The organism is Congregibacter variabilis (genome assembly GCF_045689235.1).
GTDB classification, from domain to species: domain Bacteria; phylum Pseudomonadota; class Gammaproteobacteria; order Pseudomonadales; family Halieaceae; genus Congregibacter; species Congregibacter variabilis.
On sequence record NZ_CP136864.1, the window covers coordinates 1,022,714 to 1,049,543 of the forward strand.

At 55.2% G+C, this 26,830-nt stretch carries 22 protein-coding genes; 9 read left to right on the forward strand and 13 right to left on the reverse strand.

The annotated features are described in order from the left end of the window. Nucleotides 1-6: 6 nt before the first annotated feature. Nucleotides 7-1,488 carry a glutamate--tRNA ligase gene (gene gltX / locus R0135_RS04620; protein WP_407349080.1) on the reverse strand — a complete coding sequence of 494 codons (1,482 nt, stop codon included), beginning with the start codon at nucleotides 1,486-1,488 and terminating at the stop codon, nucleotides 7-9. Between the two features lie 136 nt (nucleotides 1,489-1,624). On the opposite strand from gltX, the gene R0135_RS04625 reads away from it, so the two are divergent. Then, nucleotides 1,625-2,989 carry a GntP family permease gene (locus R0135_RS04625; RefSeq protein WP_407349081.1) on the forward strand — a complete coding sequence of 455 codons (1,365 nt, stop codon included), beginning with the start codon at nucleotides 1,625-1,627 and terminating at the stop codon, nucleotides 2,987-2,989. Between the two features lie 34 nt (nucleotides 2,990-3,023). On the opposite strand, the gene R0135_RS04630 is transcribed toward R0135_RS04625, so the two are convergent. Genes R0135_RS04630 through R0135_RS04645 form a run of 4 tightly spaced genes read right to left on the reverse strand, consistent with a single transcriptional unit; the run spans nucleotide 3,024 to nucleotide 7,634 of the window. Then, nucleotides 3,024-4,148: an alkaline phosphatase D family protein gene (locus R0135_RS04630; RefSeq protein WP_407349082.1), complete on the reverse strand. Its 1,125-nt coding sequence runs from the start codon at nucleotides 4,146-4,148 to the stop codon at nucleotides 3,024-3,026. 29 nt (nucleotides 4,149-4,177) lie between these two features. Next, nucleotides 4,178-5,410 (reverse strand): kynureninase, encoded by a 1,233-nt coding sequence (gene kynU / locus R0135_RS04635; protein ID WP_407349083.1) that lies wholly within the window; start codon nucleotides 5,408-5,410, stop codon nucleotides 4,178-4,180. Next, the gene (locus R0135_RS04640) at nucleotides 5,407-6,372 is read right to left on the reverse strand and encodes an alpha/beta hydrolase family protein (protein WP_407349084.1); all 966 of its coding nucleotides are present in this window, start codon (nucleotides 6,370-6,372) and stop codon (nucleotides 5,407-5,409) included. Before R0135_RS04640 ends, kynU begins: the two co-directional genes overlap by 4 nt. Continuing rightward, nucleotides 6,369-7,634, reverse strand: coding sequence for a dipeptidase (locus R0135_RS04645; RefSeq protein WP_407349085.1), 1,266 nt, complete (start codon nucleotides 7,632-7,634; stop codon nucleotides 6,369-6,371). The genes R0135_RS04640 and R0135_RS04645 overlap by 4 nt, the downstream gene beginning before the upstream one ends. A gap of 306 nt (nucleotides 7,635-7,940) precedes the next feature. Between R0135_RS04645 and dusA the strand changes: the two genes are divergently transcribed. The 3 genes from dusA to R0135_RS04660 are packed head-to-tail and all read left to right on the forward strand — an operon-like array spanning nucleotide 7,941 to nucleotide 10,302. Continuing rightward, the gene (gene dusA / locus R0135_RS04650) at nucleotides 7,941-8,882 is read left to right on the forward strand and encodes a tRNA dihydrouridine(20/20a) synthase DusA (protein ID WP_407349879.1); all 942 of its coding nucleotides are present in this window, start codon (nucleotides 7,941-7,943) and stop codon (nucleotides 8,880-8,882) included. A gap of 23 nt (nucleotides 8,883-8,905) precedes the next feature. Further along, nucleotides 8,906-9,859, forward strand: a complete 954-nt coding sequence (tal, locus tag R0135_RS04655) for a transaldolase (RefSeq protein WP_407349086.1) — start codon at nucleotides 8,906-8,908, stop codon at nucleotides 9,857-9,859. Further along, a complete protein-coding gene (locus R0135_RS04660) occupies nucleotides 9,856-10,302 on the forward strand; it encodes a TerB family tellurite resistance protein (protein ID WP_407349087.1) in 447 nt (148 codons plus the stop codon). The genes tal and R0135_RS04660 overlap by 4 nt, the downstream gene beginning before the upstream one ends. Before the next feature lie 59 nt (nucleotides 10,303-10,361). Here R0135_RS04660 and R0135_RS04665 read toward each other — a convergent pair whose 3' ends face one another. From R0135_RS04665 to hrpA, 7 genes are all read right to left on the reverse strand, one after another. Further along, nucleotides 10,362-10,844: an STAS domain-containing protein gene (locus R0135_RS04665; RefSeq protein WP_407349088.1), complete on the reverse strand. Its 483-nt coding sequence runs from the start codon at nucleotides 10,842-10,844 to the stop codon at nucleotides 10,362-10,364. Beyond that, nucleotides 10,837-12,027 (reverse strand): PP2C family protein-serine/threonine phosphatase, encoded by a 1,191-nt coding sequence (locus R0135_RS04670; protein ID WP_407349089.1) that lies wholly within the window; start codon nucleotides 12,025-12,027, stop codon nucleotides 10,837-10,839. Before R0135_RS04670 ends, R0135_RS04665 begins: the two co-directional genes overlap by 8 nt. A gap of 132 nt (nucleotides 12,028-12,159) precedes the next feature. Further along, entirely contained in the window at nucleotides 12,160-12,855 is a 696-nt protein-coding gene (locus R0135_RS04675; protein ID WP_407349880.1) for a VacJ family lipoprotein, read from the reverse strand. Nucleotides 12,856-13,017: 162 nt separating this feature from the next. Continuing rightward, nucleotides 13,018-13,773: a DUF2063 domain-containing protein gene (locus R0135_RS04680; RefSeq protein ID WP_407349090.1), complete on the reverse strand. Its 756-nt coding sequence runs from the start codon at nucleotides 13,771-13,773 to the stop codon at nucleotides 13,018-13,020. Then, a complete protein-coding gene (locus tag R0135_RS04685) occupies nucleotides 13,770-14,624 on the reverse strand; it encodes a DUF692 domain-containing protein (RefSeq protein ID WP_407349091.1) in 855 nt (284 codons plus the stop codon). Before R0135_RS04685 ends, R0135_RS04680 begins: the two co-directional genes overlap by 4 nt. Continuing rightward, nucleotides 14,624-15,004 (reverse strand): hypothetical protein, encoded by a 381-nt coding sequence (locus tag R0135_RS04690; protein WP_407349092.1) that lies wholly within the window; start codon nucleotides 15,002-15,004, stop codon nucleotides 14,624-14,626. Before R0135_RS04690 ends, R0135_RS04685 begins: the two co-directional genes overlap by 1 nt. A 201-nt stretch (nucleotides 15,005-15,205) precedes the next feature. Continuing rightward, complete coding sequence (hrpA, locus tag R0135_RS04695; protein ID WP_407349093.1) at nucleotides 15,206-18,958, reverse strand: ATP-dependent RNA helicase HrpA; 3,753 nt, start codon at nucleotides 18,956-18,958, stop codon at nucleotides 15,206-15,208. A gap of 125 nt (nucleotides 18,959-19,083) precedes the next feature. Here hrpA and R0135_RS04700 point away from each other — a divergent pair, with 125 nt between their 5' ends. Further along, a complete protein-coding gene (locus R0135_RS04700; RefSeq protein WP_407349094.1) occupies nucleotides 19,084-19,533 on the forward strand; it encodes a MaoC family dehydratase in 450 nt (149 codons plus the stop codon). A gap of 6 nt (nucleotides 19,534-19,539) precedes the next feature. Here the strand turns inward: R0135_RS04700 and R0135_RS04705 are convergent, their stop codons facing one another. Next, complete coding sequence (locus R0135_RS04705; protein ID WP_407349095.1) at nucleotides 19,540-20,049, reverse strand: hypothetical protein; 510 nt, start codon at nucleotides 20,047-20,049, stop codon at nucleotides 19,540-19,542. Nucleotides 20,050-20,202: 153 nt separating this feature from the next. On the opposite strand from R0135_RS04705, the gene R0135_RS04710 reads away from it, so the two are divergent. The 4 genes from R0135_RS04710 (at nucleotide 20,203) to R0135_RS04725 (ending at nucleotide 26,825) form a co-directional block, all read left to right on the forward strand. Further along, complete coding sequence (locus R0135_RS04710; protein ID WP_407349096.1) at nucleotides 20,203-20,922, forward strand: hypothetical protein; 720 nt, start codon at nucleotides 20,203-20,205, stop codon at nucleotides 20,920-20,922. Further along, the gene (mnmC, locus tag R0135_RS04715) at nucleotides 20,880-22,961 is read left to right on the forward strand and encodes a bifunctional tRNA (5-methylaminomethyl-2-thiouridine)(34)-methyltransferase MnmD/FAD-dependent 5-carboxymethylaminomethyl-2-thiouridine(34) oxidoreductase MnmC (RefSeq protein ID WP_407349097.1); all 2,082 of its coding nucleotides are present in this window, start codon (nucleotides 20,880-20,882) and stop codon (nucleotides 22,959-22,961) included. The genes R0135_RS04710 and mnmC overlap by 43 nt, the downstream gene beginning before the upstream one ends. Then, the gene (locus tag R0135_RS04720; RefSeq protein WP_407349098.1) at nucleotides 22,958-23,749 is read left to right on the forward strand and encodes a glutaminyl-peptide cyclotransferase; all 792 of its coding nucleotides are present in this window, start codon (nucleotides 22,958-22,960) and stop codon (nucleotides 23,747-23,749) included. Before mnmC ends, R0135_RS04720 begins: the two co-directional genes overlap by 4 nt. A 130-nt stretch (nucleotides 23,750-23,879) precedes the next feature. Next, nucleotides 23,880-26,825, forward strand: coding sequence for an insulinase family protein (locus R0135_RS04725; protein WP_407349099.1), 2,946 nt, complete (start codon nucleotides 23,880-23,882; stop codon nucleotides 26,823-26,825). The last annotated feature ends 5 nt before the right edge of the window (nucleotides 26,826-26,830 follow it).

A 26,830-nucleotide genomic window follows, 5' to 3' on the forward strand; every position in this document is an offset into this window, starting at 1 on the left:
AGCGCACTAAAGGTTCTGGAACTCCTTCTCAAAGCGCTTGCTAGCCTTTTTAGATACCCCGCCCAGCGTATCTATTGCATGACGCACACGCGCTCGAGTCATATCAGGCCCCAGCAGGCTCATAGCATCAACTACCGATATTGACGCTCGACTACCCGAAACTGCAATAAACAACGGGGCGAGAAAGTCCCGAACCTTGATTTCGAGCTTGTCAGCGAGCCCCTTGAGCGCCGCCCACACCGAATCTCGGTCCCAGTCCTGCAAACCCTCCAGTGTCCACAATGCAAACTGCAGCGTCCTCAAAAGTTGCTCAGACTCCATGCCCAACTCTTCAAACTGGGTTGCATCCAGACTCAGTTCACCCGATACCAAGAATGACGCCTGAGGAGCAAAGTCACTCAGCGTCTCCATACGCTGCTGCAGGTGCGGCAGCACGGCTGCCAGGTTTTCAGCATTAAACGCCCATTCCACCAAACGCTGCGCTAACTGCTCCTGACTCAAATCTTCTCGAATCCACATGCCGTTGAGCCAACGCAGCTTCTCAACGTCAAAGATCGGGCCTCCCAGGGACACCCGCTGAATATCAAAAGACGCCTGCATGTCCTTGAGACTGAATTTCTCCTGCTCATCGGGCATGGACCAGCCCATGCGTCCCAGGTAATTACATAGAGCCTCAGGTAAAAAGCCCATACGCTGGTAGTAGAGAATACTTGTAGGATTCTTGCGCTTGCTGAGCTTTGATTTATCGGGGTTTCGCAAGAGGGGCAAATGGCACAACACTGGCATATCCCAACCGAAGTATTCGTAGAGCAACTGATGCTTTGGTGCCGAGTTGATCCACTCTTCCCCACGAATCACATGGGTAATTTCCATGAGGTGGTCATCAATAACGTTGGCCAGATGATAGGTAGGCATACCGTCGGACTTGAGCAGTATCTGCGCGTCGACCATGCTCCAATCCAACTCGATCTCGCCACGCAGAAGGTCCTGGACACGACAAACGCCGGACTCCTCGGGGACCATCATGCGTATTACATAGGGCTCTCCCGCGTCCCGACGTTTACGCACCTCGTCGTCAGACAATATCAAATCGGAATGCTTGAGCGCTGTGCTGTTTCCTTCAGCGCGGCGTGTCTCCCGAAGCTCGTTGAGCTCTTCAGGACGCCGGTAACAAACAAATGCCTTGCCGGCATCGACCAACTGCTGTGCATACGCACCGTATATATCCATACGCTCGCTTTGCCGATAAGGGCCGTACTCACCGCCAACATCAGGACCTTCGTCCCAATCCAGGCCCAGCCAACGCAGGGAATCGAGAATCGCCTGTTCTGAAGATGCCGTGGAACGGGCTTGATCCGTATCCTCAATCCGCAGTACAAACTGCCCACCGTGCGCCCGGGCAAAACAAAGATTGAACAGTGCGATATAGGCTGTACCAACATGGGGGTCTCCTGTGGGAGAAGGTGCGACGCGGGTGCGAACAGTCATAACGTTGTCTTAGAGCTGAGAAGGTGCGTGATTATAGAGCCTGCGCGCAATAAACTCATGTCCACAATGTTGCTGTACAGGGCTCTTGAGCCTCAATACACTTCGCTGCAAATAATCCAATAAAAAGCGATCAATCATGGAATTTGCTGGTCTTTTAGGCAGTGTTGCCCTCCTCATCTGGTTGGCACTGCGTGGCATCGATATCGTGTTCGCCGCCTTGATCTGCGCCACAGTGGTCATCCTGACCAACGACCTCCCTTTGGCAAAAGGCCTGTCTGAGTATTTCGCCTCGGGTCCTTTGGGGGCTTTTAGCTTTGCGGGCCGCTTCTACCTCTTGTTTATCGCCGGAGCCGTGTTCGGACGCATTATGGGCGAAAGCCATGCAGCAAGTAGTCTGGCCATGGCATTGATACGTCGCCTGGGTGCACATCGTGCGCTGCTTATATGCACCATCGCCTGCGCCCTGCTGACCTACGGCGGCGTGGTGGTATTCGTGGTGATCTTTGCTATTTATCCTCTGGGACTCAAGCTTCTGCAGGAATCCGATATCCCCAAGCGCTTACTTCTCGGCGCCATCGCATTGGGCTCTGGTACATTCACGCTCACTGCACTGCCCGGCACGCCTTCTATACACAACGTCATCTCCGCCAGCGCTTTAGGAACAGACCTGTTTGCCGCCCCGTGGCTGGGACTCATCGGCGCCGTACTCATGTTCAGCTTTGGAATGCTGTATTTGGAGCGCGAGCGAATCAAAGCCAAGGCAGCCGGCGAGGGATTTGTTCCCGGCCCCAGGGATGACATCGCTGCAGAGGGCTCCCATGGTCCTGCCCTCCCGCCCTGGCCCCTGGCGCTATCGCCCTTGGTATTTGTCATCGGCACCATCCTCATGCCCCGCCTGCTCAAAGGCGTTGATCTTGGCGATGGTGTTGCCGGAGACGTTCTGCAGTTTGCCAGCACACAGGCCATCCTCTGGCCCAGTATTGCGCTGTTTTTTGGCAGCGCCCTGGCGATCGCGCTGTTTCCCGCGGTACGTCGTCGCGGACTTACCGTCGCCGGGCGTGGCACTCAGGACGCCATCATGCCCCTGATCAATACCGCGGCTGTTATAGGCTTTGGCGGCGTTGTCACGCAGACGTCGGGCTTTGCGGACTTCACGACGCTGGTGCTGAATTCTGACTTACCGCCGCTGCTATCAGCATTTTTCTCCGTGAGCCTGGTATCAGCAATCACCGGCTCCGCCTCGGGTGGCCTACAGATATTTATGCAATCAATGGCACCAGCGTACCTGGAGATGGGAGTGGCACCAGAAGTTCTGCACCGGGTAACCACTATGGCCAGTGGTGGCGTGGATTCCTTACCGCACTGCGGAGCGGTCGTTGCGATGCTCACCATCACGCAGCTCACACATCGTCAGGCCTATAAAGATGTCGGCATCATCACCGTTGTATTCCCCGTGCTGGCAACGCTTATCGTTATCGCCCTGGTCGCCTTGGGACTGTGAAAACTTACAGCCTTTTGCCGATCTGCTCTCTGCCTTAATAACTGAGGTTGCGTAAAAGCCGTTGAACCACTGCTCCGGAAGCGTCATGTAACAACAGTTCGACAACGCCCGCCTTCCAGTCGATTTGCAGCGAACCAAAGTTGGCGTCCCCATACAGCTCACCCAAGCGCTGTGGACCTTCCTCAGCAAGGGTTGCATAGCGATCAGGAAAAGAAACGGGGTTGTTCAGTGATGAAGACGTAAACTCCACAAGCGGCGTTCGCAGGCCTATTTCACGCTCATAGAACCCCGCCACATGGCGGTCGCCGGATAAGACAATAACCGGCGCATCATCGTAAGCTCGCAGCATGGCAAACAAGCGCTCACGCTCCAAAGGCAGTTGCTTCCAACCTTCCCAGCCGTGTCCGTCAGCGAGTACCTGCACCGACGATACGATGAGCCGCAAGTCGGCGGATTGCCGAAGCTGCGTCTCTAACCATGCCCATTGATCAGGCCCGAGCATCGTTTTAGCGGTGTCTGTATCGGGAATGTAGCGTTCTTTACCTTTTGCACCGTACTCGTCAGTTGCGCGCAATGGGGATCGGAAATAGCGTGTATCCAGTACGATAATCTGAAGAAGATGTCCGGGCTCCCCCAGCGACTCGCTGAAGTACACGCCGGGTCGCTGCCGCCGAGGATCCTGAGCATCGATTCCCCAGCTACTCTCAAATAAGCGCTCGGACTCTTCTTGCCATAGGAAATCAGCGCCTCCGTCATTTCGACCGAAGTCGTGGTCATCCCAAACTGGTAACACCGATGTGGATGAGCGTAAATCCCGGAATGCGGAAAGATTCCCAAGCATCCGATAAGCAGCACGTAGGTTTGGAAGCCCTGCTGTGCTGTCGTCCTTATCAGGATAGAGCGTATCTCCCGCGAAGATGAACAGCTGTGGATTCGTCGCCGCTATGGAACGCCAAATGCCCTCACCTTTGCGCTGTGCTTTGTAGCAAGAGCCAAAAGCCAGCTGCGTGATCGTCCTACTGCTATCGATGGGCCTGGATGAGAGATCCGGCACAGCTTGCTCCGCATGCGTTTCAGGCCATTGCGCAGTGGCTTGCGCAGCAGCAAATAGCGCTACAGTGCCAAGGGCCAGTGCACAAAAACCTCGGAGCTTAGTCACGCTGTGCATCACGCAAGGCATGGGAATATTTAGGTAACCGTGGGGCGATCAACAAAGCGGTCCTGCAGATATCGCTTATCAGCGAGTATGGATGCCAGTGTATCCAACGCGCGCTCGGCATCGGTAAAGCTGTTGTACAAAGGCGAGAATCCAAAACGCAGAATGTCCGGCGCTCGAAAATCGACAATAACGCGGGCCTCGATCAATGCTTGAGACAGGCCCCATGACTGCGCATGGGAAACACTGACCTGGCTTCCGCGCCGAGCCGCCTCTGAAGGTGTAAGGCAGACCAGTGTTTGCAAAAGACCCCGAGACATCAGACCCTGCATAAAAAACTCGGTCAAAGCGATGGATTTGGTTCGTATCTGTTCCATCGTGACCTGTTCAAAAACATTCAGAGCCGCATTCAAGGCAACCATACTAATAATGGCCGGTGTTCCCGCCTGATACTGCTGAACGCCCTCAGCTGCAACATAGTCAGGATCAAAAGTGAAAGGCGCCCTGTGCCCCAGCCATCCTGACAAAGGCTGTCTGGCTTTAGCCTGATGACGTTTATTTACGTACAGAAAGGCCGGTGCACCGGGACCGCCGTTAAAGTACTTGTAGCCACAGCCCACGGCCATATCTACATCCAAGGCATCAAGCTCCAGGGGGACAACCCCTGCAGAATGCGCCAAGTCCCAAAGCACCAGAGCGCCAACGGCGTGGGCCGCCTCTGTGAGTTCTTGCATGTCATGCCGCTCGCCACTGCGGTAGTTCACTTCTGTGAGCATCAGCACTGCCACGTCTTCGTTCAACGCCGATGTCAATTCACTCGCAGGAACACGACGGATCTCACAGTGGGCCTCACCGAGTAGCCCCGCGAGCCCTTGCGCAATATACGTATCCGTCGGAAAGTCATCCTCCACCGTAAGTATCACGCGTCGCGGCCCGTTTAAATCTAGACCCGTCGCCAGAAGCTTAAAAAGATTCACCGAAATGCTATCGGCACACAAAACCTGACCCGGCCCAGCGCCAATGAGCGGCGCGATGCGCTCTCCCACGCTCGTAGGCAAACGAATCCAGTCATGCGTATTCCAACTACTTATGAGGTCCTCACCCCACTGCCTCTCCACAAGGTCTTTAACAGCGGCGCTAACCGAGCGAGGCAAAGCACCTAGAGAGTTGCCGTCGAGATAGATCACGCCTTGGGGTAATTGAAAATGGTCCCGCAATCTTGCCAGTGGATCTTCGGCATCCAATGAGGCTGCGATATAGCTCATGGTAGCTCTGCACGGGGCGGGTTTGGGGGCACAGGCTGAATCGACACGCTCAACACATCGAACACGGCATCGAGCACGTGATCGTAAGCCTGAGTCTGCGGGTGCACCCAATCGAAGTGACCGACACGCGGCACTTCCATAGAACTCGCCCGCGGCATTGCCGTGATTTGCTCAGGTCCGACGATTGCATCAGCTGTACCTCGCAAAAGCCGCACCGGCACCTGTGTTCCCAATAACGATGGCGAGGCCTGCTCGTAGGCCCGAGGATTCTCTTTCGCAGTCCCACCCATAAAGGAATGCGTTACGGCCTGGCAGCTATTACCACCTTTCGCATAAGCCTCGAGATCGGTAATGGCGGCAAGACCAATCGCCGCAGCGATGCGGAGCGGCGGCTTTGCCAGCGCCGGGTCTCGTGCAGCGAGCCACAAACCAAGCTGCCCACCGGCGGAGTGGCCCATAACAACCGTTCTGGACAGTGCTATTCGCGGATTGTCCAACTCTGCAAGCGCATCCAGAGCCAGCGTCATATCCGCCGCCGACCCAGGCCAACCGCCCCCGGGCTCGCCCACACGGCGATACTCAGGCACCCACACCGCATATCCGTCGGATGCGAGTTTGGCCGCCAAAGGATATATGTGCTCAGCGCTGTAGTCGCTTAACCAGCAACCCCCGTGCACCAGAAACACCACCGGCACAGGGCCCTCGGCTCTCAGAGGTGGCATCCACAGCGCCGCCGTTTGTGACGGAGCACTCCCATAGCGCGTTACAAGATCAGGCTTACGTGCTTTGAGCTCTAGAACCGACGAAAAAGACACCGGCATAGTCACATCAGCTAGCGCCGACGCTCCGTAAACAAAAGCCAATAAAAAACCACTGCCAAGCGCAGCTGCTTTTATCAGACGAGTTCTGAGGAACCCTTTGAATACAGGGATCACTGCTACAAAACCAAGCCTGCCATTCACTCGGCGCCCAGCATCTTTTTAGGAGGGTCCTGCGCAAGGGCCTTGCGCTGAAGACGCTGTGCTACCTTTTCGCTTTCTTCCAGTGCCCTAAGCACATTGCCGCCGGCAATCGCATCGCAGTCGGCATCGCTATAGCCTCGCGCCTTGAGCTCTTCAAACAGCGCCGGATAGGTTGAGACATCTTCCAGCCCTTTGACAACTGCGCTAATACCGTCGAAGTCGCCACCCACGCCAATATGTTCGAGGCCAGCCACCTTGCGAATGTGGTCGATATGGTCGGCCACCTGCGCCAGCGTCACCTCAGGCATGGGGTGCGCGGACTCCCAGGTCGTAAGTAACTGGGAACGCTTCTCCTCATCATGGGGGTACATCGCCTTCAGGCCTGCCTGCTCTCCGGTTCTGGCCAGATCCCAATCCCGACGATCCTGAGAGATGTATCCCGGTACAAAAGTGACCATGACGACTCCGCCGTTTTTCGGCAGACGCTTCAATACGCTGTCGGGAACATTCCGGGGATGGTCCGCCACAGCTCGAGCCGAGGAATGCGAAAAAATAACCGGCGCAGTTACGGTATCCAGGGAATCGTGCATGGTCGCCTCGGTAACATGCGACAAATCAACCAACATGCCCAGACGATTCATTTCCCGCACTACCGTCTCGCCAAACGAGGTTAGTCCATCATGCCGAGGCGCGTCCGTAGCAGAGTCTGCCCAGGCCAAACCTTTGCTGTGCGTGAGCGTCATGTAACGGGCTCCGGCTGCATACAGCGAACGCAGCGTACCCAGGGAGTTTTCGATAGCATGCCCTCCCTCGATACCCATGAGAGAGCCAATTTTACCCTCCGCAGAGGCGCTGCGAATATCGGCTGCGGTCATCGCCAGCGCCAGGTCGTCAGGATACTTCTCGACCAGACGACGCACGACATCCATCTGAGTCAGTACCAAAGATGCATCTCCCGGCGCTCCGCCGTAGGCCTCAATGGGTACGTACACGGACCAGAACTGCGCCCCCACACCGCCTTCGCGTAAGCGCGGCAGATCGGTGTGCAAGGGGGGATCCAAATCATCCTGTCTCTTGGCGACATCCAGCGGCGCAAGACGATTGCCAAAGCGCTCGCGATACTGCCAGGGAAGATCGTTATGTCCATCGATGACCATGTACTTGTTGGTGTCCGCGGCCTCAATGGGCTGTACCAGTGCTACGGAACTGGCGAGCATTGCTGCCGCCGACATCACACAAAGATTAAGCAACTTGCTACGCATACTCTCTTGCCCTGTTATGTACCAGAATTAAGAAACTTACCATCAGTAACCAGTGGCATTGTGCTGCCTGACGCCTTTGTTTGCCAGTCTGGCGAAGCCAGGGGTGGCGAAACAGGACTCACTGCTAAGCGTTTGAAGATCTCTTCGCAGCAACTTGCAAAACCGCCACTATGTATTGCTGCTGCAAGTCAGACTGTAGACACTTACAATACGCTCATGAGCGACATTCTTGACATCAAGACCTCCGATGAGGCCAAAGCAACAAGCAGCGAGATGTCGCCTTGGCGCTTTTGCACGGCCCCCATGATGGATTGGTCAAATAGACACTGCCGCTATTTCTGGCGACTGTTGAGCCAGCACGCGCGCCTTTACACCGAAATGGTCACCACCGGCGCGCTCATCCATGGCGATCGAGACCGCTTTTTGCAATTCAACGCCGAAGAAAACCCGATCGCATTGCAGCTGGGAGGTTCAAACGCACAAGATCTCGCGCGCTGCGCGGCCTGGGCCGAAGACTGGGGTTATGACGAGGTCAACCTCAATTGCGGCTGCCCCTCTGATCGAGTTCAAAATGGCGCCTTTGGCGCCTGCCTCATGGCCGAGCCAGAGCTGGTACGTGACGCAGTCCTGGCTATGCGCGACGCCTGCAGTATCGATGTAACAGTCAAGCATCGCATAGGCATTGATGACATGGAGAGCTACGAAGAGCTTTGCCACTTTGTAGGCACCGTTGCCAACGGCGGGTGTAAGGTGTTCATCGTGCATGCCCGAAAAGCCTGGCTCAAGGGACTCTCTCCCAAAGAAAACCGTGAAATCCCTCCCCTTACATATCCCTGGGTGTATAGGCTGAAAGAGGACTTTCCAGACTTCACTATCGTCATCAATGGGGGCATTGAGACCCTGGATGACTGCGCAGCACATTTATCGCAGGTAGATGGCGTAATGCTCGGACGCAGCGCCTACCACAACCCTTGGATACTCGCGGAGGTAGACCAGCTGCTGTTTGGAGAACACAAACAATCGCGCAGCCGAGAGGATGTCATTGATAACCTACTACCCTACGTAGAAAGAGAGCTGGCCGGTGGCACGCGACTCAACCAGATTACCCGTCATATACTTGGCCTATATCAAGAAGTTCCGGGCGCAAAGCGCTACCGTCGCTTGTTGAGTGAGCAAGCGCATCGACCCGGAGCGGGCGCAGATATCCTGCGCGCCGCGGTGAATGAAGTCAGGCAGCTAGCTGCCTGATAAAAAAGGAATCCTGCAAAGTTATGACCGACAAGCTAAGCCAATTAAAAACCATGACTGACGTTGTTGCCGACACCGGTGACATTGAGGCAATTCGTCGCTTTACGCCTCTTGATGCGACAACTAACCCATCACTGTTGCTAAAAGCAGCAGCGCTGCCGCATTACCAGACGTTGCTGCAGTCAGCCAAAGCGCGAGCGGCCTTGGAAGGCGGAAGTCGGGACGAGCAACTAGCAGCCTGCTGTGATTATTTTGCCGTAGCGGTGGGAAAGGAGATTCTGACCATTGTTCCAGGGCGGGTATCAACCGAAGTTGACGCCCGACTGTCGTTTGATAGCAACGCCACAAAATCGCGTGCGCGGCGCCTCATCGCCCTGTACGAAGAAGCCGGCATTGCAAAAGACCGAATATTGATCAAAGTCGCCTCTACCTGGGAAGGCATTCGCGCAGCACAACAACTGGAACAGGAAGGCATCCAGTGCAACTTGACGCTTCTATTCGGTTTTGAACAGGCTCAGGCCTGCGCGGACGCGGGAGTTTTTCTCATATCACCCTTTGTGGGACGAATTCTTGACTGGCACAAAGCGAACCGGGAGCTATTCATTAACAGCGGCAAAGACGACCCCGGAGTACAGTCGGTGGAGCGCATTTACAATTATTACAAGCAGCACGGCTACGACACTGTTGTCATGGGCGCGAGTTTTCGTAACGTCGGAGAGATAGAAGCGCTCGCAGGGTGCGACCGACTGACTATCAGCCCCGCCCTTCTGGAAGAGCTCGCCAACGACACGGAAGAATTACCCAGACAGTTATCTCCCGCTGGTGCCAGCTCCGCGGACCCAAAAAACGCGCTGAATGAAAGCAATTTTCGCTTGGGCATAAACGAAGATGCAATGGCCACAGAAAAACTTGCAGAGGGCATCAGAAACTTTATCGCGGATCAAAAACGTCTAGAAAACCTCATTGAATCTCTATGATAGATAAGCTCAAAAAACTCTTTACGGAACCTTCGGGCACCCCTGAACAAAGTGCGGATGAAACTCGCAGACTCGCCGCTGCAGCGCTGCTCATAGAGGTAGCGAGGGCAGACTTTCAGCAGGACGCTGAAGAAGAGGCCACAATGCTAGAGTTGCTATGCACAAGCCTTTCGCTTGAGCAGGCAGCAGTCGCTGCCTTACTCAGTGAAGCGAGCGACAGAGTTGACAACGCGACGTCTCTCTACGACTTCACCCGACTGGTCAATGATCACTACAGCTACGATGAAAAATTCGCTCTCGTGAGTGCCATGTGGCAAGTCGCCTACGCAGACAAGTCATTGAACAAATACGAAGAGCATCTCATTCGCCGAGTTTCAGAGCTGATTTACCTTAAACACGAAGACTTTATCCGGGGAAAGATTGCAGCCAAAGCGTCAATCTAAAACTCATTTAAAGGTAACGCCAACAGCTTAGGCAGAATGCCCAAGCTCAGAAAAGTGGCTTACTGACGTTCCAGAGTAGCGACAAGTTCACTGAAGCGCGCACGGTTGTCCGGGGATACATCCATCAGCGCGCGATGGGCGGCAAGCACCTTCTCGCGAACATCGTCTTCACTTCCCGGAACCATAGGTATGCTCTGCCCGCTACCTGTGGCACAGCAGGTTTTTTCGTGCATTTCGAAGAGACGATCGAGTCCCATACTGGCAAGCAGCCGATTAATACCCGTATCGCAACAATAGATCGCCGGACGAAAACCGAAGCGCTGCTGCACTGACATAGCGAGTTTGGCTAACTGCCCCAGAGTCGTGCTGTCTATTCCCTCGGCGTCGCACAAGTCCACCCACACACTACTAAAATCAGGGTCGTTGAGCATATTGTCGACGTAATCTTCGATGGATGCGCAGAGAGTGAGACGGACATCGCCTACAAGCCTAAGCACATACGCACCGTTCTCCTGAGCGGCAAGCACCTGCCCCTCACTCATCGCTAACTCGCTTACTGATAAATAGAGCCGCGATATCATCCGGTGCTGTCTCAGCGCTATCCAAGCCTAACTGCGACACCAGCTCCTGTGGCGTATCTGCAGTTCTGGAAAAAACATCGAGAAAAAATGCTTCTTTCTCTACCAGATTCTTGGGCGGAAGAATTTCGAGAATCCCATCAGAAAAAATAGCCAGCATAAAAGCCTCGGGTAAATCGAGGGAATACTCGTTGTATTGGGCGTCGGGCATCATTCCCACCGCGTTGCCCTCACCTTCGAGATAATGCGCCCCGGCATCGGAGACAAGTACCGGTAGGGGCAAATGACCGGCGACACTGTACTTCAGCGTGTTGCCCAGCTGATCTAACACTCCCACCACCATAGTGGCGTACTTACCCACGTCCAACTCCAACAGTTCCCTGTTAGCCAGCGTAAGCATTTCTATCGGTCCTAAAATCGTATGATCGTTGCGGCGTAGATAGTCCGAGCGTTTTCTTGCAAACAGGTTTTTAAGCAATACCGTAGCAAACGCCGACGAACTGCCATGACCCGAAACATCCGCCATAAAAAACACGACGTAATGCTTATCCACAGTAAAGTAATCGGTGAAATCCCCGCTTAAGTAAAGCGATGGGATAATGGTGTGACTGAACATATAGTCGCTCACGACCATGGGGGAGCTGGGCAACATGCGCATTTGCACCTGCCGGCCCGCCTGCTGGTCTCTTTCGAGAACTCGTACGGTATTCTTGAGCTCGCGATTAGCCGATTCCAGGGCCTGACGCGATCGGCGTAATTCACGACTCATGGCTCGTAACCGAACACACCGTTCCATGGATGCCAACAGAGCATCGGGGTCTTCCACGGGAGTGGCAAAGAAGTCATTGGCCCCAAGCCGCAGGGCACGCATCATGCTTGTCGACCGGGACTCATTACTGAACATCATCACCGGAACTTGAATATTGAGTTCCCGAAGACTCGCACCCTCTTCTGCCCAAGCGTCCGGCGTGGCCTGAACATCACACAAGACCACATCCCAATTACTGCTTTCGCCTAGTTCTGCAGTGAAGGAATCCAGGGAACTTGCTACAGAAGTGGTAAATCCGGCAGTTGACACCAGCTCAGCAAGGCTGCTGCCTCGATTCGGGTCGTCATCAATGACCAGAACATTACCGCTATAGGCCATCTAAGGGATGCTTCTTCAAGATAATTAGCGGAACCCTACGCCTGAGCTCGCAATCAGGCAACACAGGTTCTCAGCTTTGAGGAAGAATTCACAATTTTGCGCCATTGCAGCACACCTCAATAGCCAAAAGGTCTAGAACTCCTGATCCCAGGCGTCCTCAAAGTCAGAAAAATCATCCTGCAACTCACCGTCATTCACAAACGCCGCTCGCTGCTGCAGGTAGGCGTCGCGGACAAAAATATAGCGATCTCCAGAAATCAATTCATCGGAGCCCAAAAACGTCGACCTACCGTGCACGAGCTCGACACCCCAAATCCAATTTCGAACACTGCGATCGTTAATATAGGGCGGCACAGAAAATGTGAACGTATCTACGAGGGTTCCGGTGCCACTGCGAAATGTCCGTGGCCCAAAGAGGGGCAACATCACGTAGGGCCCTTCGGCAACGCCCCACAGGGCAAGTGTCTGACCAAAATCCGTTCGGTAGGGTCGTATACCCAGCGGCGTAGCAACGTCAAACAACCCGGCTATGCCCAAGGTTGAATTCACCAGGAAACGACCGCCACTTTGAGTAGCCCCCCCCCAGCGCCACTGAAGAACTGCGTTAACAGTACTGGTGACATCATAAAGATTGGCAAAGAAGTTGCTGACACCGCGTTGAGCCGGTGCTGGCATAACGAAATCGTAGCCCTTGGCTACTGGCTTGAGAGCCCAGCGGTCAATCGCATCATTCAGCGCAAAAATTGGCCGATTTATGGCCTCAAATGGATCGTCGTTGGCCGCAGAGCTGGGCGCGAGAACTACAGATAAACTGAAAACCGCACACAGCGATAAAGCGCGCCAGAGTGCGCCCCTGGTGCCTTGTAATGGATCACCCGGCGAACCAAGCGCCGTTGCTCCGATATGTGTACCCCGATCCTTAATAACTATTCGTCTCTTCTAGCGGTCTTTGCTTCGTCAGCCGTCACCGTACTGGCTAAATATGGGCGATTATACGTTGCTGTCGTCCAAGGCGATGACACCCGCCTCGTTAAAATTCTGAAGTTGCGCCCAGCCAAAGTCTTGCAGCTGCTCCGGGGCCATACCCCAGTCTGTGGCAAGGCGCTGAAGTAGCTCGGCTACAGAACTATCAACACCATCACGCACCTCTTGAATAAGACGCGCAGAGCCAGGACTTAATTCCATAAACTGCACTCGACTTTCACGGTCGCGGTATACCAGCAAAAAAGTGGGATCGCCAGCAGCCTCCGGTTGAAACGAGCTTCCGATACGATGAACCGGATATACATAGCTACCCAATCGAGCGGTGGGCGACAAATGGGCCATGATTGCGCTGAGTCCTGATTTGGGCACAGCGGACAGCACAGCGGGCACCTCACCCTCGGCGACATCAACTGCCAACTCCAACCATTCGTAATGCGCCAGCTCTGCCTCAAAAGGACGCAATTCCCCGGCAGGACGTTCTGCCAGAAAGCCTAAAAACTCTTCACTGATTCTCAAAAACAGGGGCGTTTTGCATCGATGGACCGCTATAAAGGCCCGAACTCGATTTTCCCAGGCTTCGTCATCGTACAAACTGCGCAGTATGGGGAACGCAGAACTGATAAAACCTTCGATGTTGCGATAGACCAGATCGCGATAAATATGCATGCGGCGAGCTTCGATATTCCCAGGCGGAGAACTGCCCTTGGGATCACGCAAATACGCAGCCATCTGCCGTTGCGCTTGATGCAAATCAGTGCTCACACCTCGGCTCCCGTAATTAGCTCAGCATGACGCCTCTGGGCATCGCGAATTCGTTGCACTTCTTTGAGCAGGGTTTCCATTTCAGGGAAGTTAAAATCCCGCTCCAGCAAGGTCGGCAATGCCCCCACCCGGGTATACGCCTCATCAAGTAAGGTCCAGACGGGATCAATCACCTCGGTGCCGTGGGTATCGACCTTCAAATCCTCGGCTTCGTCGTAATGCCCGGCTATATGCAGATAGCGCACGGCGTGCAGCGGTAGCGCATCCATAAATTTGAGCGCTTCGTAGCCGTGATTCACGCTATTGACGTATACGTTATTTACATCCAGCAGCAACTCACAGCCCGTCTCATCAACGATTGCACTAATAAATGCCGCTTCATCCATATCTTTGTGTGCCTGGGCGTAATAGGACGCATTTTCCAAAACCAGAGGCATCCCCAAGCGATCCTGTACCACCTCAATACGCTCACTCACATAGTGCACGGCCTCTTCGGTAAAAGGGATGGGAAGCAAATCGTACAGGTGCCCGTCCACTGCGCAATAAGTGAGATGCTCACTATAAAGGGGGACGTCGAAGCGTCGGACAAGTTCCGCGACCCCATCCAACAACTCCATGTCGAGGGGATCTGGACCACCCACATCCAGTGACAGCCCGTGCATCACAAAGGGAAACCGCTCCCCAAGGGTATTAAGTCCCTCAGCGTAGCGACCCCCCACACCAATCCAGTTCTCTGGTGCTAACTCCAAAAAATCTACCGCCGTTTCCGGCATAGACAACAACGGGCCCATTAGGGCCCGTCTAAGTCCAAGACCCGCACCAAGCGGGTCTTTTTTGCAGACCTCAGGCATTAAGCACCGCCGCACTTACCTTCGCCACACTTGCCTTCGGTCTCGGTCTTGTCGCCACCGCACTTGCCTTCACCACATTTGCCTTCACCTTCGGCCTTTTCGGCGCCGCACTTACCTTCACCGCATTTGCCTTCGCCTTCAGACTTCTCGCCACCACACTTACCTTCGCCACATTTTCCTTCGCCTTCGGATTTTTCGCCGCCACACTTACCTTCACCACATTTTCCTTCGCCGTGATGATTATAAGAAGCCAGATCGTAGCCACTGCTCAACTGCTGAGCTGCAAACGGGTTTACTTCGGCAGACGCCATAGGAGCAATTGCAGAAGCCAGAAAAGCGGCGCCAAGCGCTGCTGCCAAAGGTGTTTTTGAACTTGCCATGTCGAATATCCTCAACGGTTAATAGTTTTTAAAATGTCAGTCAATGGAGCTTTGTCATGCGTGACCTGCATCTACCAAAGCTCGCTCTTGCCTGGAGGCTGGCGAACAAGAAACAGCCTTGTCATCACACTCCCTAAGTCAGACTGGCCGTTCTGCGTGAAGTTTCCGTCGGCCGTCAATAATAATGAGAAATATTTACAATCACTCCGGCGTACGTCCGGCGCTTCGTTGATACCAGGCATCGACGAGAGCCCACTGCGCCAGCAGGCGCTTCACGGACACCGGGCGCGATGTACCAAGGTGCTGCGCAAACAGTGACACCCGAAGCTCTTGAAGCATGATCTGAAATGTGGACAAGGACGGAGACAATTGAGCGGCGCCGGGCACTGCTTTGAGAAGCTCAAACATCGGCGCCTCCAGGGTCGCAAGAGTCGCCTGGTGCTCCTGATCTTTTTGGTAATTGGCTGCCAGACGTTCTGCTCGGACCGCCATAGCCTTGGCATAACGAGGAAAATGTCGAAACTCATCACTCGCAAGACCAAATAAGGCAGCGCCACTCAGGAGAAACTTCCGCTGAGCCGCTATATTCTGCTTCGCTTCTGCGTACTGCCCTTTGTAGCGTTGAAGTAAGCGAGAAGCGTCAACCATGGCACTCAGAGTGTTGCTCAATTGCGCTTCAAGGTCGTTACCAAGCCCTACCGCTGCTCGAGACATTTTTTGGCTGGCGGCGTCAAAGCTATCTTTATCGCGACAGTCACCATCAAGCAAACCGGATGCGTTAAGCGCCAGCGTGGGCAGCACCTCGTCGAGTAAATCATCCCGGGAAACGTCGAGGGCTGCCAACAACAGTGCCGTGGCATTGTCCTTCAGTAATCGTTTACGAAAATCACGGAACAGGGGCTTAGCCGAGAGCATAAGCAGTCGGGCAAGTCCTCTGCGCTGGGCCAATAGCGCCTCGCCAGGATAGTCGAACAGCTCGATACTCACACTGTCGCCCGCATCACGCAGCGCAGGATAAGCGAGAATATCTACGCCAGCTTGCTTGAAACCATATTCACGATCGAGTACTGGAAAGTCCCAAACTATGAGGCCAGTGCGTGCAGGCGAGTTTCCGTCCTCAGTCGTTAGTTGGGCTCGCGTCGCTTCCTGAAACTCGCTGATCAGTAAATCAACGTCCCGCCCCTGGGCCAGCAGCTTCCCCTTCTCATCCACTACGCGCAAATTCATCCGGTAGTAGTCATCGACAACATCCGGCCAATCGCCAGCTGCGATGCTCGGCCCACCGGCTTGTTTTACAGCAGCTCCCAATGCCTCTGACAAGGGGCGGTCCTCCGGCTTCATATACTGCAAAGCGCGGTCCGCCCAATCAGGCACGGGCACCATCTGTTTACGCACGGGCTTCGGTAAACCTTTGAGTAGAGCGATGCATTTTTCACGCAAAACACCCGGCACCAACCACTCCAGTCGAAAGCGGGGTAAGCGATTAAGCAGCGCCACGGGAACAGTAATAGACACGCCATCCGCTTCCTTACCCGGCGAGAACTGATAACTCAGTTTGTAACTCTGACTCTGCCATTCCAAACGGTCGGGAAAAGCGTCAATCACGGCCCCGGGATCCCGAGTGAGCAACTGATCCCGGCGCAGTTTAAGCACACTGCTCCGGGATTCATCCTCCTTTATCCACGCAAGCAAGGACGTCGTATTTGTCGCAAGACCTGGCAGCAACTCATCGTAAAATTTAAACAGCGTGTCTTCGTCGACCAGCAGATCGCGGCGACGAGCACGAGATTCAAGATCTTCTACTTCTCTTTGGAGACGTAAATTGTGCTTGAGAAACGCAGGCGGCTTTGACCAACGTCCGGCAATCAGGCCTTCACGGATCAGCAGCTCGCGACAAAGCTCTGGGTCTATTTTGGCGTAGTGCACAGCGACGCGATCGCTGATCGTGAGACCAAACAGCGTAGTGCGTCGCCAGGCCACGACCCTCCCCTGCTCGCGCTGCCATCGCGGTTCATAATATTGGTGTTTCAGCAGAGATGGATTCACCTGCATAAGCCACTGCGGCTCGATAGCGGCCGCCGTTCGGGCGTAGACACGTTGAGTCTCTACTATTTCGCCGGCCACCAGCCATTTTGGTGCTTTACGGTATAGCGCTGAACCCGGAAACAACTGCAGACGTCGGTTCCGCGTTGCCAAATACTCCCGACGCTCGTCCTGTTGCGCAATGTTACCCAGCAGACCGGTAAGCAGGGCACGATGAACGCCGGCATAATTCGTCTCCAGTGCAATCTCCAGAGCTGGCTTGAGTCCCTGGCTGCGACAGGCAATGCTGATTTGGCGATGTACGTCGCGCCACTCACGCATGCGCAGCCAGGACAGGTACTCGCGCTTACAGAGTTTACGGAGTTTATTTTCGCTGAGCGTCTGGCGCTGCTCTTCGTAGTAACGCCAGAGATTTAGCAAACTCATAAAATCGGAGCGCGGATCTGTAAAACGGGCATGGGACTGATCAGCCTGCGATTGGCGGTCGGCCGGACGCTCCCGGGGATCCTGAATGGACAAGGCACTGGCGATCACAAGCATTTCCGGCAGGACAGAGAACTCCTGTGCGGCAAGCACCATGCGCGACAAAGTCGGATCGATAGGTAGCGCTGCCATGCGTCGTCCCAGCCGCGTCAACTGCTCACGCTGATTGACCGCCCCCAATTCGTCCAGGAGTCTGTAACCATCGCGAATAAGACGGTTGTCCGGGGGCTCCAAAAAAGGAAACCTTGAAATATCGCCAAGTCCCAACTGCAGCATCTGTAGTACCACCGCCGCAAGGTTACTGCGCTTGATTTCAGGATCGGTGAACTCTGGGCGGTTCAGATAATCTTCTTCGGTGTACAGGCGCAGGCACACCCCTGGCCCCACCCTTCCGCAGCGTCCCCGCCGCTGGTCGGCGCTCGCCCGGGATACAGGTTCAATAGGTAAACGTTGTACTCGCGTGCGGTAGGAGTAACGACTAATGCGCGCTTCACCCGGGTCGATAACAAACCGAATGCCAGGCACCGTGACCGAGGTCTCAGCGACGTTTGTCGACAACACAACTCTCAAGCCCCGGGAACTGCCGCGACCGAATACCCTAGCCTGCTCGCCCTGACTCAGCCGAGCATAGAGAGGCAGTACATCAAGACCCTCTGCACCGCGAAGTTGCCTTGCTACATCACGAATATCCCGCTCGCCCGACAAAAATACGAGCATATCGCCAGGACTACCGTGAACGCCTGCCTGCACCTCCTTAACCACCGACGCCACCTGGCGCAATAAATCCTCCGAATCACTGCTGTCCCGGGGAAGATAATGCGTGCTCACAGGGTAGCTGCGTCCCGAAACCTCGATCACCGGAGCGCCACTAAAGTGCTCGGAGAACCGCTCCAGATCGATCGTGGCACTGGTCACCAAAACCTTTAGATCGGGTCGACGCGGCAGCAGGCGTTTTAAATAACCAAGGATGAAATCGATATTCAGACTGCGTTCGTGCGCCTCATCGATAATCAAAGTGTCGTATTGACGCAAATCCCGGTCGCGCTGCATTTCACTTAACAAGATTCCGTCGGTCATCAACTTAACCGCCGTACGCTCACCCAAATACTCCTGGAAGCGCACTTGATAACCGACCAACTCACCCAGGGGCTGCCCCACCTCCTCGGCAATACGCTGGGCCACAGTGCGGGCGGCAAGACGACGGGGCTGAGTATGCCCAATACGCTGGACACGACCCCGCCCCAATTCGAGACAAATCTTGGGAAGTTGGGTGGTCTTTCCCGAACCTGTTTCGCCGGCCACGATCACCACCTGATGCTCCCGCAGTGCATCGGCAATCTCCTGTCGATGCTCCGCGACAGGAAGATCCGCAGGGTATGTGAGTGCGGGTATCTCCCGAACTACCTGTGGCGTATCCGAGGTACTCATGCCCTGGGGCCTCGCCAAAGATCTGGATCCCGCGGTACTCTTGGCAAACTGTATATCGAACTATTGATTGCTCTATTCCAAAAATTATTAATCACAGACCCAAGATCAGGCAACGAGGCACCACGGTGAGCACTGAAACCAGCTACAGCTATGACGACCTTCATGAGGGACAAGAATCCGAAGTCAAACGTCAGCTTCTGGCGGAGGATATTGACGCCTTTGCCCATGCCAGTGGTGACCACAACCCTCTGCATATTGATGCCGAATTCGCCCGCGCGGCGGGATTCAAAGACCGCATTGCCCACGGAATGCTTCTGGCCAGTTGGATATCCGCAGCGCTGGCCCACTCTCTGCCCGGACGTGGAACAGTCTACCTTCGCCAGGACCTTGAATTTCGGCAGCCGGCACTCCCTGGTGACACGCTGATTATCCGCCTTACGGTGCGTGAGAAGAAACGCCGGGGACGAGTAATTCTTGATTGCAGGGTTAGCCACGAGGACGGCCGGGACGTGCTGCGAGGCAGTGCCGAGGTAATTGCGCCTCCCCAAACGAAGGCGCCCGCACCGCTGGCTTAGAGGCTCTCAGCCCGCAGCAGAGTCCGCCTCGGCCTTGGCGGTCTGCTCAAACTGCGAGGGGTCAAGATACATAAGCTGCAGCTCCACATTGGGACCACCGCGGCCGGAATCTGCACCCAGGACCAATACACTGGGCTTTCCATCTTCGGCAGTAAGCGCCGTGATACCAAACATCACAGCATTGTCGCTGTGCTCGCTGGCAAAGCTCCTCAAGGACTCGGGTTCTTTAATGGCCTCGGCGATACTCGCTAGCAGCATAGTGAGTCCGGTGCGGAAACTGGTAAAATTCAGGCGACCCTGATAGTGCTCACAGCTCAAACTCAGATCAAAGCGGACCATGCTGCCGTCTTCCATGCGCAAGTTCGTCAAAGGAACAATCTTTTGCTCTTCCAGATCACGATAGAGACTCTTGGCCTCTGTTCGACTCGGCTCGATCAGTGCTTTATGGATCAGGTTCACCGCGACGGTCAGGAATTTGTCGGTGGGTAAGCTCATACGTTGGGTGTTTTCTGACATAACTCTTCCGCAGATGTGACTAACAGCCCGCGAAGTCTACCGATTGGGCCCTCGGCTTGCCAGCCACCTGCCCTTAAAATACTCCCAGACAATAAAAGAGCTAAATCGCACAGTTTGCTATGCTCCACCTTTCATTCACGACTTGATAAACCCATGGGCGATTCAGTGTCCGCAATAAGCACAAGACCAAAACGAACTCTTGCATCGATAGTTGCAGCGTCGGCGATCGCGCTGTGCCTGACTTTCCTCGCTGCAGGAATGTCTGAGGCTCAGGAAGCTGATATCACTGCGGCCGAAACCGACGTTGAGCGGCTTCGAGGCCTGCTGCTTCGACATCAGGGAGCCGACACCGAGAAGGTTACCGAAGAGTCGCCCATTGTCGACATACCCTTAGATCTGGAATCTCAGGAATCAGAGTTTGCCGCGGCACTAAACGCGCCCTATTCGCCTCAAAAGGTCCTCCTGCGGCCCCAAGAGCTCCCGCTGCTACTGGCGGATGTCGAGGCGAGATTGGCCGATAGCAAGGCTGTTGATCGTCGAAGTGACAGTTCCTTAATCGGCACCACCCAGATCCGCCAAAGAGGATCCCTTATCGGTAGTAGCCGCTATAGCCTCACACATATCGGCAAGCACCAGTTCTTTGGGTATACCGAACTGGCCCCGGGACTCAATATTCTTGGCGTGGCAGATAAGCAGTGGGAAATCGAACTGCCGACAGTAGAGGGCACAAATCGATATCTCCTGCTTCTCGTCGCACCACCGCGGGGAGACTGGGAGTTGCACGCTCTCCCTGCCAGCGCGACCATGCAATTGGGCGATGCGGCGCCGCAATGGCTTCGGGAGCCCACCGGCGAAACAAGTCCGACACCGTGATCCGCGCTAAGGGCCCTTTGCGCGCCATGGAGCTAGCGGAGCTTGAGTGGACCGACCTCGGTGAGCCTCGCTCTTTGCGCTACGGCGACTGCTACTTCAGCGCTCAAGACGGCAGCGCCGAAACCCAGCATGTATTTATTGAAGGCAGTGACCTTGAGCAGCGACTAAGTCAGCGCAGTGACTCTCTGTTTACCATCGCCGAGCTTGGCTTTGGCACAGGCCTAAACTTTTTAATGAGCTGGGATTGCTTCAATCGCTTTGCTGCACCGAACGCGCGTCTACACTTTTGGAGCGTAGACCGCCACCCGCTGAGCCGCGAAGCCCTGGAGCGATCATTGCACCGCTGGCCACAGCTGAGCGCTCTGATCGAAGAATTGCTGAGCGTCTACCCCCCGCCGTTACCCGGCGTACACCGCCGCGTACTCGCCCAGGGACGACTTACTCTGGATTTGGTCTGGGCAGAAGCTGCGGACGCGCTGGCCGAGCTATCGGGATTGGGGAAGCCCTTGGTGGACGCCTGGTATCTGGACGGATTTGCCCCACGCCAAAATGAGTCCATGTGGACGCCGGATCTCTATTCGCACATGGTAGCGGCGAGCAAACCCGGAGCGACCTTTGCGACCTACAGCGCCGCCGGCACCGTGCGGCGCAGCCTCACAGAGGCGGGCTTTTCTATCACCAAGCGTGCGGGATTTGGCAGTAAACGCGAGTGTTTACATGGGGTGCTGCCGATAAATACTCGTCTTTATACCCAGGCTCCGCGGTTGACGCCCTGGGATCTTAATGACGAGAAAAACAGTCCTGACAGGCAATCAGCGTTGATTGTTGGCGCTGGACTAGCCGGAGCCCATGCCGCCGCCGCGTTGGCACGCCGGGGAATGGCGGTCACCGTTTTCGATCAGGCTTCCATTGCCGGAGGTGGCTCCGGTAATCCTCAAGGTGTTCTCTTCACCCGTCTCTCTCACGAACGCTCAATTCTGGGGGAGTTCTCGATGCTGGCTTTTCTTTACGCCCGAGAACTTTATCTGGAGATGTTTCGCACGGGTGCCCTCACCGAAGACGTCGACGGAGCACTCAATGGCTGCGTCCAGATAGATGCGCCTCGAGGCAATGAAGCGACACTTGAAACCGCATTGCGGGGACTTCAGGAGATTGCACAGAGCTGCGACGCCGAGACCCTCTCACAGATCCTGGGAGTCAAGAACAGCACTCCCGGCCTCTGGCAGCCCGGTTCGGGCTGGCTATCCCCGCCGGCCGTATGTAAGGCCCTGCTTGAACAGGCAGGTATTCGTGTGCACAAACACTGCACAGAACTGCAGCTTAGCCGTGCCGCCAATGGAATCTGGGAAGTTCACAGCAACGGTGGCAGGCTTCTGGGGGCAGCCCCGGTTGTCATACTCGCCACGGGACCAGACAGCCGAAATCTCCCGCAGACAAAAAACCTTCCATTGCGTGTAGTGCGCGGTCAGACAACTCAGATACCGGCGCCCTTGGATCAGCCGCTGCTCAGAAGCTTTTGCCACCGCGGCTACATCAGCCCTGCGGTTAATGGCCAGCACTGTATTGGTGCCACTTTTAAGCCCGGGGATGACAGTCGGGAAATACGTGTCGAGGAACATCTGGCAAACATCGAATCACTCGCTCAGGCTCTGCCGGCTTGGCAGAAACACCTCAATTCTCTGGACCCCAACACCCTGCAAGGTCGTGCCGAGTTACGTTGTGTATCTCCAGACTACCTGCCCCTGGCCGGCCCCCTTCCCGATGAGCAGGCCTTCAAGCAGCGTTACGCGGCTCTACAGTGGGACGCAAGTCAGCTCATCGTCGAACGAGGGGCCTATCAGCCCGGTCTGTTTGTGAGCACCGCACATGGATCCCGAGGATTAAGTTACGCCGCATTAAGCGCAGAGCTTATCGCCGCCCAGATCTTTGAGGAACCAATACCTGTGAGCCGCGAGCTTCAGCGCGCTGTCGCACCGGCTCGATTCCTGATCCGTGGTCTCGTGCGCGGGACATCGCAAAAGAAAGCGGTGAGCGCATGAAATCGCCAGCGAGACCACTCGCGCGCAGCCGCCTCATCGTGCTGGCGTTCCTCTTGGCTTCAGGACTCACTCCCGTGACGGGCGCAGACCTCCAACGCTACGGCTACGAGGTACTCGAACGTGTTCCCCAGCCTAGAGAAAACTTCGTTCAAGGTTTGCAGATTTTTGGCGATTCGCTCTATGTGGGCACTGGCCTATATGGCGAGTCGCGTCTCCGGGAGTACCAATTCCCGTCGATGACCCTGACGCAAGAGCTGAGCCTTCCGGCGGAGGTGTTCGGGGAAGGCGTCACCCGTCTGGGTGAACGAATCTACCAGCTAACCTGGCATGCGGGTCAGCTATTCGAATACGATGCCAGTACCTTCGAATTGCTCAAAACACACCCCATTTCTACCCGGGGCTGGGGCCTGACGCATAACGGTAATGAGTTGATCTATAGCGACGGCAGCCATCAGCTGTACTTTTTGGACCCCGCGAACATGACCTTGCTGCGTACTCTGAAAGTCACCCTCGCAGCAAGGCCACTGCCCAGACTCAATGAACTTGAATGGATTAACGGTGAAATCTGGGCAAACGTCTGGCAAGCCAACCAATTGGTCCGCATTGATCCACTAAACGGAGAGGTGACCGCCATTGTCGATCTTCGAGGCCTGCTGGATCCCAAAGACCGTGATTCCTCTACGGACGTGCTTAATGGCATCGCCTGGGATGCAAGCCACGAGGCGCTCTGGGTGACTGGCAAACGCTGGCCCTGGCTCTATAGACTGAAACTGCGCCCCATACCGTAGGACCCAGCGCGCGTGCGCGTGGAGTGACGAAAACCCCCACATAAAGCAAAAGTTTGATTCCGAGCGATTGACGCTCAAGAGCACATCGAATTCACGTTAGAATAGTGACTTTATTGATGCCGGAACCTCTATGAACAGCCCTTCAAACCTACCTATTGCCCACGATAGCTTTGTCCCCCTGCGCTCTGAACGTATCGACGCGCTAAACATTCGTATCGAACACTTCGAACACCGCGATACCGGCGCTATTCACTATCATCTCTCTACTGACAATCCTGAGAACGTATTCCTCGTTGCACTGCGCACCGTGCCTCAGGACAGCTCTGGCGTTGCGCATATTCTCGAGCACACTGCACTGTGTGGCAGCGAGCATTATCCCGTGCGCGATCCGTTTTTCATGATGCTGCGGCGCTCTCTAAACACATTCATGAACGCCTTTACCAGCTCAGATTGGACGGCTTACCCCTTTGCCAGCCAGAACCGAAAAGACTTTCGCAACCTTTTGGATGTCTATCTCGATGCGGTGTTTTTCTCCAAGCTCGACCCGCTGGACTTTGCTCAGGAAGGCCATCGAGTAGAGTTTGCCGAACCGGGTAATATCAACAGTGAGCTTGTCTACAAAGGCGTTGTATTCAACGAAATGAAAGGCGCCATGAGCTCCGTACCGTCGCGCCTGTGGCAAACCCTTTGCCATCATCTGTTTCCCACCAGCACCTACCACTACAACTCCGGAGGCGAGCCAGAAAACATTCCCGAGCTGAGCTACGAGCAACTGAGACAGTTTTATAAGAGTCACTATCACCCCAGCAATGCGACGTTCCTGACCTTTGGCGACATCCCCGCGGCTGAACATCAGGCGGTTTTCCATGAGCAGGCTTTGCGGCACTTTTCAAAGCTCGACACCAAAGTCGTGGTCAAACCCGAGCAGCGCTTTAGTGCCCCCCATCGTGCCAGAGAGTCCTATGCCTTTGATGAGGAAGGTTCCAGCGAACGCCACACCCACATCGTCATGGGCTGGCTGCTGGGCGAAAGTAGCGAACTAAAGGACCTGCTAGAAGCCCAACTGCTGTCCAGTGTGTTGATGGAAAACAGTGCCTCGCCCCTGCAGCAGGCACTGGAAACTACGGACCTGGGCACGGCACCTTCTCCGCTGTGCGGCCTCGAGGATTCCCTGCGAGAACTCGTTTTTTGTTGCGGAATCGAGGGAAGCGAAGCTGAGAACGAAGACGCCTTGGAGCAACTGGTGCTTGAGGTTATTGAGCGAATCGCCGCTGATGGGGTCCCTCAGGAGCATCTGGAAGCAATCCTGCATCAACTTGAGCTCCACCAGCGGGAAGTGAGTGGCGATGGTATGCCCTATGGCCTCAACCTGATTCTTCAGGCCCTGGGACCCGCAACGCATTATGCAGACCCAATCCCCTCCATGGATCTCGAGCCAGTCATCGCTCTTTTACGAGAGCAGATCCAGGATCCGAATTACATCCGCAAGCTGGCCCGAAAATTATTGCTGGAAAACACTCACCGAGTCACCTTGGTGATGACACCCGATAGCGCTTTGTCCGAGCAAAAACTCGAAGAAGAGCGGCAGCGTCTGAGCGCCATCAAAGACGCAATGGATGACGATGCAAAAAGAGCGGTGGTCGCGCAGGCAGAGGCGCTGCTGGAACGTCAGGCTCAGGAAGATGATCCCGAGATACTGCCCAAGGTTACCCTCAGCGACGTCCCCCCCAGCCTGCCAAAGCTGTCCTATGAAGAACATCAGCTGGGTGAACTCCCCTTTACGCTCTATGAGCAAGGCACCAATGGCCTTGTCTATGAGCAGCTGAGCTGCGCCCTGCCGCCCTTGGACGCAAAGGAGCTATCCCTGCTTCCACACCTCACTGGAATGACCGCGGAGCTGGGTCTTGGCGACGCCAGTTATCTGGATACGCAAAACCGCCAATCATCCTCTGTCGGGTCCATCAACTTGTTTACCTCCATGCGCGGTAGCATCGAGGATGAACAGGTCATGCAAACCAGTTTAGTCCTGTCCTCAAAAGCCCTGGCACGCAAGAGCGAGCAACAGGCGGAGTTAATGCGCGATACGCTGCTTAATGCTCGCTTTGATGAGCTCCCGCGAATACGCGACCTGGTTGCCCAGCAGCGAGCTCGGCGCGAGCAATCCATCACAGGGCAAGGTCACAGTCTGGCAATGCTTGCGGCCTGCGCTGGCATGAGCCCTCTGGCGAGGCTCCACCACGAACTATCGGGGATGCAGAGTATTGCGGGTCTGCGCAAGCTGGACGATTCACTCAATGAACCAGCGAATCTGGAGGCCTTTGCGAGTGAGTTGCAGCAGCTTTACGCAAAGTTGCGCAACGCTAATTGGGAAGCATTAATTGTCGCAGAGCCTGGAAGCACAGAGAATTTGGCAAAAGAAGCTGCGCAGATATGGCAGGGTTTGCCCCAGGAAAGTGTGGAGCATCTGAGCCTGCCGATGCTTCGCGAAACTCGACGGGAATGCTGGGTAGCAAACTCCCAGGTGAGCTTTTGCGCAAAAGCCTACCCAACCGTGCCCAGTGGACACGCAGACGCAGCTGCACTGACAGTACTCTCCGGCTACCTGCGCAACGGCTTTCTACATCGCGCTATCCGCGAGCAAGGCGGTGCTTACGGCGGTGGTGCAAGCCATGATGCAAGCATTGCTGCCTTTCGTTTTTACTCCTACCGGGATCCGCGCATTGAGGGAACTCTCAATGATTTTGACGCCAGTATTGATTGGATGGTCAACGGTGATCACAACGCGACAGGCCTGGAAGAAGCGATTCTTGGCGTTATCGGCAACATCGACAAGCCAGGGTCCCCTGCGGGAGAGGCAAAGCAGGACTTTCACAACCGTCGCTTTGGGCGCGACCACGAGCAGCGCATGGCATTTCGGCAGCGGATACTTGAAGTTAGCCTTGAGGACCTCAAACGTGTCTCCGCGCAGTATCTGGTTCCCGAAAAAGCCTCCATTGCCGTTGTGACTGGCAACACCGCACGTAAAGACAGTGCGGCTTTCCTCGAATCTCTGGGCCTGGCATTTAAGGAACTCTAGACGCG